9 protein-coding genes and 1 pseudogene are annotated in these 13,555 nt (G+C 46.4%); 7 read left to right on the forward strand and 3 right to left on the reverse strand.

The window, feature by feature from the left end; genetic code table 11:
• Positions 1-386 precede the first annotated feature (386 nt).
• Entirely contained in the window at positions 387-980 is a 594-nt protein-coding gene (locus tag RID09_RS19355; protein ID WP_446337558.1) for a cysteine hydrolase family protein, read from the reverse strand.
• An 89-nt stretch (positions 981-1,069) separates the two neighbouring features.
• Positions 1,070-1,924, reverse strand: coding sequence for a lipoyl protein ligase domain-containing protein (locus RID09_RS19360; protein ID WP_446337566.1), 855 nt, complete (start codon positions 1,922-1,924; stop codon positions 1,070-1,072).
• Between the two features lie 400 nt (positions 1,925-2,324).
• On the opposite strand from RID09_RS19360, the gene RID09_RS19365 reads away from it, so the two are divergent.
• The 7 genes from RID09_RS19365 (at position 2,325) to RID09_RS19395 (ending at position 12,506) form a co-directional block, all read left to right on the forward strand.
• A complete protein-coding gene (locus RID09_RS19365; protein WP_446337559.1) occupies positions 2,325-3,524 on the forward strand; it encodes a response regulator in 1,200 nt (399 codons plus the stop codon).
• Positions 3,525-3,614: 90 nt separating this feature from the next.
• The gene (locus RID09_RS19370) at positions 3,615-3,980 is read left to right on the forward strand and encodes a response regulator transcription factor (RefSeq protein WP_446337560.1); all 366 of its coding nucleotides are present in this window, start codon (positions 3,615-3,617) and stop codon (positions 3,978-3,980) included.
• A gap of 144 nt (positions 3,981-4,124) precedes the next feature.
• On the forward strand, positions 4,125-4,490 hold the full coding sequence (locus RID09_RS19375) for a response regulator transcription factor (protein WP_446337561.1): 366 nt from the start codon (positions 4,125-4,127) through the stop codon (positions 4,488-4,490).
• A 137-nt stretch (positions 4,491-4,627) separates the two neighbouring features.
• Positions 4,628-5,203, forward strand: coding sequence for a chemotaxis protein CheW (locus RID09_RS19380; RefSeq protein WP_446337562.1), 576 nt, complete (start codon positions 4,628-4,630; stop codon positions 5,201-5,203).
• A 196-nt stretch (positions 5,204-5,399) separates the two neighbouring features.
• Positions 5,400-8,258, forward strand: a complete 2,859-nt coding sequence (locus RID09_RS19385; protein WP_446337563.1) for a methyl-accepting chemotaxis protein — start codon at positions 5,400-5,402, stop codon at positions 8,256-8,258.
• Between the two features lie 187 nt (positions 8,259-8,445).
• Positions 8,446-11,904 (forward strand): response regulator, encoded by a 3,459-nt coding sequence (locus RID09_RS19390; protein ID WP_446337564.1) that lies wholly within the window; start codon positions 8,446-8,448, stop codon positions 11,902-11,904.
• 68 nt (positions 11,905-11,972) lie between these two features.
• On the forward strand, positions 11,973-12,506 hold the full coding sequence (locus tag RID09_RS19395) for a chemotaxis protein CheW (RefSeq protein WP_446337565.1): 534 nt from the start codon (positions 11,973-11,975) through the stop codon (positions 12,504-12,506).
• A 606-nt stretch (positions 12,507-13,112) separates the two neighbouring features.
• On the opposite strand, the pseudogene RID09_RS19400 reads toward RID09_RS19395, so the two are convergent.
• Positions 13,113-13,555: pseudogene (locus tag RID09_RS19400) on the reverse strand (hypothetical protein); the annotation flags it as partial.

Here is a 13,555-nt window from a genome sequence, read left to right on the forward strand (position 1 = left end):
AATTAGGCTTAGAGGCTAGTCCGAACTAGGGAAGTATTCGGAAGTCTGTGCCAGAACTAGGCTCAAACCGAGCTATTCACCGCTTACGTTGTCCAAACTGGCTTGGTCAATCCTTGTCCCTTTTAGGGCAAGGTTGGTGAAGGTAAACATTCCTTTGGCTTCACTTGAGGTATAACCCCTACTTCAAAAATACCACGAACAAAAGCAGAAATGCTCCCCTAAGAGTAGTATTTGATACAGAAATTTGTGAAGTTTTGGCAATTTATAAGGCAGATGGCAGAAGGTAAGGAGCAAGGTGGCAAGGTAGAAGGAAATGATAATTGTTGAGACGGACATGGTATCAGAAGGCGATCGCGTTTCCCTAGCAATCCCCCCCATCCCTGCTGTCAAGCTAACTGCTCAATTTGTGCAACCCACTCTTCCCACCGTTTTGGGAGTTCGTCAAGACGGGCTAACCCAAGCATAAAGCCTTGGTAACGACGGAGTGCGATCGCGTGAGCTTCGGGATAATCGGCGCAGCAATCAGAAATCACGGTAACCAAGAACCCCAACTGAGAGGCGGAAGCGGCGGTTAACAGAACACAAACCGATGTCACCAATCCCGCCGTCAGGATGTATTTTTTCCCCCTAGAGCGCAGATAATCCAGCAACGGAGGATGATGGAACCCATCTTGGGTTTGCTTTTCCATAACCATTTCTCCAGACTGCGCCGCCGCCACACTTAACACCTCGGCTCCCGGCGTTCCCCGCACACAAACCGCACGTCCCCGCAAACGATATCGTGGTAACCAATCTGAACCATCGGGGTTAAAAACTTCCCGCAGATGCACCACCTCTAGTCCCTCTTGACGACAGAAGCGGAGCAGACGAGCAATATTTGACTGGAAATCTGGAAACCCTTGCTCTAATTCCGGATTCCAGAAATCCTGTTGCACATCAATTAAAAGTAAGGCAAATTGCTGCCAGTTTCGATCAACCATTTGTCATCTTTTTTTCGCTTTATCTATCATGGCGCCTGTGTAGGGGCGGGTTTTACTATTATCGTTTACTTACCTCACAAGGAATGCGACTAAACCCGCCCCGGATATGTAGCTAAAATTTCTTGCCACTCCAGATCCGATAACGGTTGTACAACAAACTCCACACCAAAACAATCTGCTGCGGCTTGCGTCAGCGCTTCTATCACCGTTTGCCTTAAATCATCCCCTCGCTGAGTCAGAGGTAAATTTACAGCATAAGGTTCACCAAACACCTGAGCAAATAACTGAGCATCTGGCTCTAAGCGTATCGAACCATGTTGTAATATGGCATTGCTGCGTCGCAACTGAGCGCTGCCAATCAGTTTATACCCCTCAGTTGTCACCAAATCTGCACCAGTAGCCGTGGCAAAACAATTGGGATTGTGGCGATAATCTCGTCCCGCCTTACCATAGTGCAAATCGACACCGAGCGATCGCCATCCCTGAATCAAAAATTCACAAATCTGCTGATATGCCTCAAGGCGCTTATTGCTGAGTCCTGAAGTCACCACCATATACGTTAAATCACCTTGGTGTAGCACAGCTCGTCCTCCCGTCGGGCGTCGAACTAGGGGAATCGGTTTTCCCTTCCAGGTCAGATTTTGCCAAGCCGGAGACCAACGACATTGATGATATCCTAGGGAAATTGTGGCGGATTCCCAGGTGTAAAACCGCAGCACTGGAGAATTCCGAGTACAAAGCGGCAAACTCTCCCCAGCATCTTTGCCCCCCTGGTTCCCGACAAGGGCGGGTTTAGCCAAGTTATCGGTAAAACCCGCCCCTACAACCTTGCACTCCTGCTGCTTTGCCAAAAGCCATTGGTCAATTGCCATCTGAATCTGTCCGGGGAGGCACAGAGGGGGAATTAAACGCCAAGGTGATTGGCTCGTCAGGATTGGGTTCATCGCTTCATCGAATCTTTGCAATCGTTGTCATACACTAGACAAAAGTTTACATTTGTATTTTGCCACTTCCCTCTCGTTTTATCTTGTTTTCCCCAAAACGTCATACGATTTAATACGAAGTAATTCTAGGAGAAATCTATGAATTATGGACATAATTACATCAAAGAATATCTAACTACCAAAGTAAATAGATAAGCGTAATACATAAAAATAATGTATGACATTTTTCCTCTATTGAAAAGGGAAAAAAGTTTTTATAAAACTATTAGAGCTTTGCCCACAAGACCCTATTCAAAGTGCTATTAATTAAATAGCCAGGAATCAGGATAAGTCGAAATAGTGAATAGGGTGTAGCAGAGCAGTCTTAGATCCATTAACTCGTCATAAATATAGTGCCGTCATGACCGTTAAAGTCCTCAACCCGAATGTTTCTTTTAGCTTGTTTACTGCGTCTAAACAAGTTCAATTTATTCAAACATTAAAACGGATTCGCTTTAGCGGTCATCTGATATTGACGAGTCCAGACAATCAAAAATGGTTGTTTTTTCTATGCCAAGGTCATCTGATGTATGCCACCGGTGGAACTCATCCGGTGAGAAGGTGGCTGAGAAATGTAGCCGCCCATAGCCCTCATTTAAAGGCAGATCGCTTAGCCATACAGCGTGATTTAGCCGGATTTAATCAAGCCGACTGTAAAACCTCTTGGCAATATTACCTGTTGAGTTTATGGGCAAAGCAACAGAAAATCACAGATGAACAGGTGACTCACCTAATTCAATCGGTAATTACGGAAGTCTTGTTTGATATTGCCCACGCCCAGCAAACCACCTACCAAATCCAACAAGATAACACCATTACAGCCCAACTTCCGGTCATTGATGTAGAAGCTGCGATCGCACAGGCTAATCAGCAATGGCAAGCTTGGCATCACGATTTGGTGGCGGACTATTCTCCTAACTTTGCACCAATTATTAAACAACCACAAGCCTTGCAAGCCCGTACTTCAGATGCAGTTTACCAACTCCTGAGCAAACTTTTAGACGGGAAACATACATTGCGGGATGTGGCGGTGCAGATGAAGCGGGATGTCTTGCAAGTGACTCGTTCTCTGTTGCCTTATATTCGCTGGGGATTGGTGGAGTTGGTTTCTATCCCTGATTTACCGAATCCGGTGAAGCAAGAGAGTTCAGAACCTCCAGCCACCACTACACAATCTATCCAGCCACTAATTGCTTGTGTAGATGACAGTCCCTTGGTTTGCCACACCATGGACAAACTACTCACCGCCAGTGGTTATCGAGCTCTAGTCATCGACGATGGCTTGCGTGCGATCGCGCTTTTAATTGCTCGTAAACCGGATTTAATCTTTCTCGATTTGGTGATGCCAAATACTAATGGCTATGAGATTTGCGCCAAATTACGCAAATTGCAAGCATTCCAAAATACACCGATTGTGATTTTGACCGGAAAAGATGGCATTGTCGATCGCGTTCGAGCCAAATTAGTCGGTGCATCAGATTTCTTGAATAAACCCATTGATGCCGGGATTGTACTCAATGTTATTAGCAAGCATCTTAAGCAGACTGTTGTTAGTCATTAGTCATTCGTCATTTGTCTTAGTGAAAACCACGGACTAACAACGAGTACTCAATCACAACCATCCATTATTGTTTTACACGAGGTAACTGTCATGGGAACTGTCCTAGTTGTTGAAGATTCTGCCACCGATATGCAAATTATCATCAGTTGTTTACAGCAAGGAGGCATCAACGTATTGACGGCTGACAGTGGTGAAGCTGCCCTGGAAAAATTAAACACCCATAAACCCGATGTCATTGTCCTAGACGTTGTACTTCCTGGTATGAGTGGATTTGAAATCTGTCGCGATTTAAAAGCTGCTGCTGATACCAGCAAAATTCCGATTGTGATTTGCTCGACCAAAAGCGGCGAGATGGATAAGTTTTGGGGCATGAAACAAGGTGCTGATGCCTATCTCGCTAAACCCCTTGATCAACAGGAATTACTGCGTACCGTCAAACAACTGACGATGAGATAGGCTTAATGTTTATTTAGTCTAGATTGGTCATTACTGGATTGAGTTTAAGTGAATCAATCCTGAGATGTACCGAAAGAAAATCCAAAATCTAATGATTAATCTAGACTAACCACATTCCATTCTTTTTTTCATGAGGTCAATACTATGGGGACTGCTTTAGTTGTTGAAGATTGCTTGACCGATTTACAAGTCATTAGTCGCTGCTTACAGGAAGAAGGAATCAAGGTGGTAACGGCTGATAGTGGTGAAGAAGCACTGAGCAAACTTAGCACCCAAAAACCTGATGTAATTGTTCTGGATGTTGTTCTACCCGGTCGGAGTGGATTTGAGGTTTGCCGAGATATTAAAGATACCGCTCAGACCAAAAGCATCCCGGTGATTATTTGCTCCACTAAAAGTGGCGAAATGGATAAATTTTGGGGCATGAAACAAGGGGCTGATGCCTACATTGCTAAACCAATTGATCAGGCAGAACTTGTACGCACAGTGAAACAGTTGATTAGAAGCTGATCAAAGATAGAACGTGGGCGCACTCATTTTGGCAAAAGTAGTGCGTTTGCGAAGCCTACACGCAGCGTAACTATCTTTCTCACCGGGAGAAGTACATGAGCAAGAGCCTCACACTACCTAAGTTGTAGAGAATGTCAATGTCCAACATCTTACTCAGCTCAAATAATTCCTTACTCACTATCCCAACCCAAGAACAATTATCGGGTTCTTCTACCCAGGAAAATGAACAGTTTTTGCGGTTTCATTTGTTACCAGATACCACCGCCTTATTACCCATTCACCAACTGACTGAAGTATTGACGATTCCCAGAGGTCAAATTGTCCCGATTTTTCAAATGCCAGCTTGGGTAATGGGGGCTTACAATTGGCGGGGTGAAGTCTTATGGATGGTTGATTTAGGTCATTTAGTTGGACTTACGCCGTGGTATCAACAAGCTGCTAGTGGTTCAGCTTATACAGCTATTGTGTTGCAAGCCACAACCAAAGAATCAACATCCACCCATGGCAATAGTGAAATGTTAGGACTGGTGGTTAACCGAGTTGAAGATATTGAATGGTGTCATATCGATTGGATTCAATCTCCTCCCTCTGCTAGTGTTACCCCGGAACTGGTGCCATTCTTGCGCGGGTACTGGTTGAAAAATAATGGTGAAATGCTAGTGATTATTGATGGAAAAGCGATTATTGCATCGATGCCAAAGCAATCTATTTAAGAGGTAACGTAACAAATAAGAAGTAGTTTTCAAGGTTTTCACTCTAACTCATCAATTACAAATCAGGGTGTTCTACCTTTGCGCTATCAATTCGTTGTTCTTTGATTCTTGAATACGACTGCCTAGCTTGTAATCGCAGTCAGAGTTTTGAGCAATTTGCCGACCCCTCCGTATTTTGTATTAAAGGTTTTGATCCATGACTAGACTTTCTCCCAAACCGAATTCCCATCACGATACCAATGGTCGTGGTTCCCACTCGCAAAATCTACCGATTGAGGCTCAAACCTATTCGAGTGACTATCCCCCATCAATGCCTTATCGGATGCCTGCGGCTTCAGATCAATCCCTGCCCAAATTGTCGTCACTTGAGGCAATGGGCAAAACGCCAGAACAGCGTTCAAACGGTCGCGGGTTGCTGTCTAGTCTGCGAAGTAAAGCGATTGGTTTAGCGCTAGCCATTGGAACGTTACCCGTGTTAGCTGTGGGTGCGACTGCCTACTTCACAGCCAGTGGCGGGATGTATGACCAAGTGGTGAGTAACGAACAAACGAACACACTTGACTTGGAAGATAAATTAGATGCGTTCATAGCAGAACGCTACAGTGACATTCAAGTCATGGCACAACTTCCGGTGTTGAATAATGCTGAAATTGCGAAGATTACACCCAAGGAAGAAAAGGAGCGTCTGCTCAATGCCTATGAGAAACTGTACGACGGTTACGACAGTATTGGTGTGTTTGACCTCCAGGGTAACGTTCTTGCCCAATCGGACTCTGGAGAAATTCTCGAAAATCACTCTGACCGAGACTATTTTCAAGAAGTATTGAGAACGGATCAGATCTACATCACGGAACCACGGCTCTCTGAAACGACTAACAAGTACGGTCTGTATGTAACCGCACCGATTAAGGATTCAGTGACAGGTAAAACCATTGGCATTATCCGCACCCGTGAGCCGATGGAACGAGTGAATAAAATTTTCGGTGTAACCCAAGACCGGCAACAAGAATTTCACCTGATTGATTCGTCAGGTAACGTGGTGGCTGCAGACGATCCTAATGATGTGGGTCAAACATTTGAGGAAAAGTTTCCCAAGACGTATAGTCAAGTTCAACAAAACCAGGAAGAAATCTTGACCATTGTTGAACAGCGAACTGGACGGGAAGACGTTATTACTTACTCTCCCACAGAAGACCTAGCTGAACGGTATAACCTGAAATGGGCGCTAATTATTGTTCGTCCCACTGAGGTGGCGTTTGCACCGCAACGGAACATGCTCTGGACTCTGGGATTAGGGACAGGTGGTGCCGCGTTAATGGTGGGTGCGATCGCGACGTTCGTGGCTAACGCCGCTACTCGACCGATTGTGGATGCAGCCGGTGCGGTGTCAAAAATTGGTCAAGGTGACTTGGATACTCGCTTACAGGTTAAAGGGGATGACGAACTGGCGACTCTGGGTGCAAACATCAACGACATGGCGGGTCAGTTAGAGGTATTTATCCAAGAACAAGAACTCGCTGCTGAACAAGCCCGCTTACTGGCAGATATTACAGGTTCTCGCACCTTGAAATCCCAGGAAATCCGCGATCTATTCCAGAAAGCGGTTGAGGAAACCCGTAAAATCCTTAAGGCTGAACGGGTGATGATCTTCCGCTTTAACCCCGATGGTAGCAGCTATGTGGCGGCTGAATCAGTGGCAATGGGTTGGCCCCGTAGCCTCAATGACAAGATTGAAGAACTTACCCTGTCTGAAGAACAACGCAAGGTGTATAAAGACGCCCGCGTTGTTGCCACCAATCATGTCTTTGAAACGGATCTTGCCCCTGAACAACAGAAGTTAATGGCACGTCTGGGTGTTAAAGCTAATTTAGAAGTGCCGATTCTCCATGAAGGTGAGCCTTATGCTTTGATCATGGCGCACCAATGTTCAGTTCCCCGTGAATGGCAAACGGCAGAAGTCAACTTCTTCAAACAGTTAGGGGGTCAAATTGGACTGGTAATCGACCGAGTAATGCTGCTGGAAACCACCGACAAACTGGCGCAAGAACAACGGGAATTGAAAGAAGGCTTGCAAAAACGCGCTTTAGAACTCCTGAAGGAAGTAGACCCGATTAGTAAAGGTGACTTAACCATTCGGGCGCGAGTAACAGCGGATGAAATTGGTACAATCGCTGACTCGTACAACGCTACTGTTGGAAACTTACGCAAGATTGTTGAACAGGTGCAAGACGCGGCAACCCAGGTGGCGACAACCACGAGCAGTAACGAAGTTGCGGTTCAATCTCTATCCCACGAAGCCTTGCGCCAAGCCGAGCAAATTTCCAACGCCCTCAGCCGCGCCCAAGAAATGGCAGAAACGGTACGCATGGTTGCTTCCCACGCTGAACAAGCAGAATTGGCGGTGCGTGAAGCGTCTCAGACAGTGGCAGAAGGTGACAACAACATGAACCGGACGGTTGAAGGGATTCTGGCTATTCGTGAAACTGTAGCAGAAACAGCGAAAAAGGTCAAACACTTGGGTGAATCGTCACAAAAGATTTCCACGGTTGTTAACCTGATTAGCACCTTTGCCGCCCAAACCAACCTGCTAGCGCTGAACGCTTCTATTGAGGCAGCCCGCGCTGGAGAAGAGGGACGAGGGTTTGCGGTGGTTGCGGACGAAGTACGTGCCTTGGCACGGCAATCAGCAGAAGCGACAGCGGAAATTGAAAAACTGGTGGCGGCAATTCAAGGGGAAACGAATGAAGTGGTTGCAGCGATGGAAGCAGGTACAGAACAGGTAGTTACGGGTACAAAATTAGTGGACGAAACTCGTGCTTCTCTGAACAAAATTGCCACGGCATCTAACCAGATTAACCAATTAGTTGAAGCTATTGCTGAAGCCACGGTTGTCCAATCCAAAGCCTCCGAAGATGTGACCCAAACGATGACGAATGTGGCTCAAATTGCTGCCCGAACCTCAGAAGAAGCGGGTTTTGTTTCGTCCTCGTTTGAACAACTCCGAAAAGTGGCACAAACTCTACAGTCTGACGTAGGTAAGTTTAAGTTGAATTAGTCATTGGTCATTTGTGGTTAGGGTTGTAGGGGTGAATATATGGGGGACTATCTGTTGTCACGGTAACATCAATGCTTCTTCCCATATATTCACCCAACCCCGAGAACCAATTGACTTTAAGTAGAAGTTGACCCCCCTCATTCCCCCCTGCGAGGGGGGAGAACAAAGAACAAAGGACGAAGGACAAATGGCACTCAACCCCGATATTCGCGATCAAGCCTATCAATTCTTTATTGAAGAAGCACCGGAACTTCTCCAGAATATTGAAGCGGGTTTGCTTAAAATTCGCCTGGATCGTAGTACGGCAAATGTTCATGGAATTATGCGATCCGCTCATTCATTAAAAGGAGGTGCGGCGAGTGTAGAATTGGAGGCGATTAAGACTATCGCTCATCGCCTAGAAAATATTTTTAAGGCACTCTATGACAAAACCGTTGAAATTGATACAGACTTAGAGAGTCAATTGCTGCAAGCTTATGACTGTTTGCGTCTACCATTGATGGAGCAGATTGCCACAAATCAGTTTGATCAAGAGCAAGCGTTAGCCATTGCTGAACCGATTTTTGAGCAGATTGAAGCAAGCTTAGGTGATGCGTTAACTCAGGCAGATAATTTTATTCCGAGTTCATCAGAATTAGGGGTGGATATGGCATTATCCATCTTTGAAGTGGATGTGGAACAAGGATTGGAATTACTGTATCAGGTGGTGGCAGATCCAGAAAACCATCCGGTGGCGGGAGAGTTACGGGCGCAAGCGGATGTATTTGCGGGTTTTGCCGAACTTTTAAATCTACCCGGATTTGGCGCGATCGCTTCCCTGGCAATTACGGCGCTAAATGCCCACCCAGACAAGGCTTTGGAGATTACTCAACTCGCCCTTGCCGATTTTGATGCGGGGAGACTTGCGGTACTCAACGGCGATCGCAGCCAAGGTGGTAAGCCATCGCCGAAGTTAATGGCGTTAGCGGGTGTGGCTGATGAGACCCCTCCTGCAGGGGAAGCTGGGGGAGCTGGGGAAGCCGGGGAAGCCGGGGAAGCCGGGGAAGCTGGGGAAGCTGGGGAAGCTGGGGGAGCTGGGGAAGCTGGGGAAGCTGGGGGAGCCGGGGAAGCTGGGGGAGCCGGGGGAGCTGGGGAAGCTGGGGGAGAAGAATTTAAATTTAGAGCTTATCCGAGCAGTATTGAGACCCCTGGGTTAGGTTTCCCAGCATCCGACGACTCGCTGTCTTTTTCGTCTTTGGATACTGATGCTGAACCGCTTTTAGCCGATTTAGAAGAGGGGGTTCCCTCGTTAGAGGATGTTTTTGGTGAGATAGAAACAGAAAGAAGGCAGGAAGAAGAAGAAGTAAGCCAGGAAGCAGAAGCAGAAAGAGAACAGGAGGAGGAATTAACAGCAGCATCGGCATCGAGTCTAAGTATACCTGCTCCAGAAACCCTGGAAGACGCGATCGCATCTATTGGGCAAGTGTTTGAAGAATTACCTGCGGTTGAGGAATTGCCTGTACCAAGGGCGAGTGATGACGCGACGCCAGCCCTTAACTCCAGTAGCCTCGTTTACTCAAAACCCGGTGCTAAGGAACTCTCTGCCACTCATCCATCTGCCCAACCCAAATCAGAGAAACAAGAACATCAATCGGTATCCCGGAAAATCCCTAAAGAAACGGCGACACCTCACCTATCCGTGCGGGTTGACTCCGAACGACTCGAACGCATGAATAACTTGGTGGGTGAGTTAGCGATTAACCGGAATGGCTTATCCCTGCAACACGAACAACTGCAACGATCGGTACGAGAGTTATTAGAGCGATTTAGCCGAGTGCAAACCATGGTGAGTCATTTGCGGGAACTCTCGGACAAGATGCTGATTTCACCTGAGAGTTATAACCCCCAGATCAACATCGCCCTGCTCAATCAACTGAGTGAATTTGTCAGTCGCACCGAAGAGTTTGATTCCCTGGAATTAGATAACTATAGTATCCTCAACTCCCGACTGCAACAGCTCATTGAAAATATGGTGCAGGTAGAAGAATCGGTGGATGATGTAGCCCTATTTGCCAAGCAATCGGATCAAACCCTGGAACAGCAACGGCAAATGCTGACCAGTTTACGAGATGAGTTGATGTGGGCGCGGATGTTGCCTTTGGGTGAGGTTCTCAACCGTTATCCCCGTGTAATCCGAGATTTGTCTACTCGGTATGAAAAATCTGTTAATTTGAAATTGAATGGGACGAATGTTCTGGTAGATAAAGCGGCATTAGAAAAACTCTATGATCCGCTAATGCATTTACTTCGCAACGCCTTTGACCATGGGATTGAATCGCCAGAGGTAAGGCGTCAGCAGGGGAAATCGGAAGTCGGGCAAATTGAAATTCGCGCCTATCACCAAGGAAGTCAAACTATTATTGAGGTCAAAGATGATGGTCAGGGATTGAATACTGAACGCATCACTCAGCAGGCGGTTGCGATGGGATTTGTTTCACCGGAACAATTGGCGACGCTGACGCCGAATCGATTATTTGAATTCCTGTTTGAACCCGGATTTTCCACGGCGGAACAAGTGAGCGAACTGTCGGGGCGAGGTGTAGGATTGGATGTGGTGCGATCGCAGATGCGTTCCTTAAAAGGGACGATTTCGGTTCATTCATCCCCTGGAGTGGGGACAACGTTTACCTTACGTCTGCCTTTAACCCTAACCATTGGGAAGTTACTCGTCTGTTTCGTCGGTTCCACCGCCTTGGCTTTACCCTCAGACAGTGTAGAAGAAATTGTCATTCCCAAAGGCAATCAGGTGAAAACCACCGGAGAACAGCGATTTTTACGCTGGCGCGGTCAAATTGTCCCCACCTATCGGTTAACGGATTTATTGGACTATGCTTGTCCCTTACCCGAAACCTGTCCTAGTCAAGCCTTAGTTTCTGTTCCATCACCGACAGATTGGGCGTTACCGATGCTGGTTTTGCGTCAAGATCACTATGTTCTCGCCCTAGAAATCGATCGTCTGGTGACAGAACAGGAATTAGTGATTAAACCCTTTGGTAGTGCGATCGCGCCGCCTAGTTTTACTTACGGTTGTACTATTTTAGGGGACGGCAGTTTAATCCCAGTGATTGACGGTGCAGTCTTAATGGATCAGCTTTTGGGTCAAAGTAGCCAGTCAATCTCGATCACATCCAACAACCGCACTCTTGTGAGTATTACGGAGTCCCGTTCTGCTCACAAGAATGAGACAAAAGCTCAAACAGCGAAAGCCCCCACCGTGTTAGTGGTGGATGATGCGGTAGCATTACGGCGGACACTAGCACTCACCTTAGAACGAGCCGGATGTCGGGTATTGCAAGCACGAGATGGGCGGGAAGCACTAGAACAATTGCGGCAAAGTTCTGCTGTTGATTTAGTCGTGTGTGATATTGAAATGCCCAACATGAACGGGTTTGAATTTCTCGGTCAACGTCGCCAAGATCCCCAGATTTCCCAAGTTCCCGTGGTTATGTTAACCTCCCGCAGTAACGATAAACATCGCTGGTTAGCACGGCATTTAGGGGCAAATGCGTACTTTACCAAACCCTATCTAGAGCAAGAATTTTTGGGTGCGATCGAACAAATTTTGACCCAGAATAAGTCACAACAGCCGCAATTGCAACCCTCTTGAGGGGGTGAGAGTTATCAGTTATCAGTTATCAGTTATCAGTGAAACGAATGACAAAGGACGAATGACAAATGACAACATTAGTTACTCAATTTCAACCCAACGATACTGATTTATCCCAATCTAGACAGGTTACTCCATCCCTAAAATTCATTGTTTTCAGCATGGGGAATCTGCACCTAGCCTTACGCATTGAGTCAGTCTATAAAGTCGTAGATCACACCCAAATCTACAGTAGTGGGCTCAATCATGTCGGCGTTGCTCATTTAGGCGATCGCGAAGTAACGGTTGTAGACTTGTATTGGCGATTTTTTAAGCAAAGCCCGATTCAGGAATCGGGCACTGGCGGGTATTTGATTGTGGTTAGAAACACGACAGGTGACTTATATGGAATTCCGGTAACTGACACACCCATTTTAATGGAAATACCCTTATCAGCCATTCGCCTACTTCCCGAATCCTATCGGCGAGCAGATACCCTAGAAGTTGCCAGTCATGTAGCCGTCATTCCCCAAGACAAAGCATCGATTACTGTATTTTTACTGGATGTGGATTTACTGATGCCAATCTTCCAAGAAATTGGCATATTAACGAGTAAAGTATGAACTCTCGTTCACTCTCGTTCGTTCACTCTCGTTCCTAGGCTCTGCCTAGGAATGCTCCTTGGGAGGCTCTGCCTCCGGTGAGTAGCGGCTGGAGCCGCTCAAGGGGCATTTCCAGGTTCCACCTGGAAACGAGTAATGGCGAGGGTTGTTTTACTTTTTAACAGACGTGACATATCGCGTCTTATTCCTGTGAATGAGCTACATTCTGTCCTTTAATGTAACCCGTGATACATCTCATTAGATTAGCGGACTTTGATCACATGGATTGTTGCTCACCATCACTTCTTTGCAGCCAAACAAATCACCAATTTTATAGATCGATCGCACGGCATCTATCCCCATACTAAAGGAAGATGAGAGTGTAGAACAAATAACCTAAAACTGGAGTCAGTAAATCAAGGAGATTGTGACTATGTTAGAACTACTGATTTTGATGGCTTACTTAGTCGGCTGTTTAGCCTTTATCGAAGCGCTATTTGATAAAGAGTTTGATGGCTCACCCTAATACCAAATTACAGGCAACCATTTGAGGCGAGTGAATCCAGAAAAAGACATTTTCCAGAAACCTTACACATTAACGCCAACATGAAAACCAACATCGGGCGTTCAGCTAAACCGCCAGGAGCCTCGCGCCGTACCGCGCTTGTCGGCGTCGAGAGGAATGGCGGGAGAATTTGTGGGGTTAAATGCCCCGAATTCTCCAAGTTCTGCTTGTTGCTCACAGATTCCTCCTCTTCTTTTTAAAGGTTTAACTTTGTTGATTGCCGCCGTTTTGTACCTGCTCTTACATTCGGGTTCTGGTTTTAAGCTGAGGCGAGTTCCTAAATTTTGGACTCCGACAACAGGATAAATACGTCCCTCAAACAGAACTAAGTCATGTTGCTTATAGAGATACCGTTTCTTCTTAGTGGAACGGCGTCCAGCACTCACCTTATGACCCCGATGCTGCCTTAAGTTTTCATCGTTGAGATTTGTATTTCTGGTTCGACGACCAGAAGATAACTCGCTACCAGAGCGGATTTCTCCGTCTCTTTTGTCACGATACTTAG

It is taken from the genome of Coleofasciculus sp. G1-WW12-02 (assembly GCF_040219735.1).
Lineage (GTDB): Bacteria > Cyanobacteriota > Cyanobacteriia > Cyanobacteriales > Coleofasciculaceae > Coleofasciculus.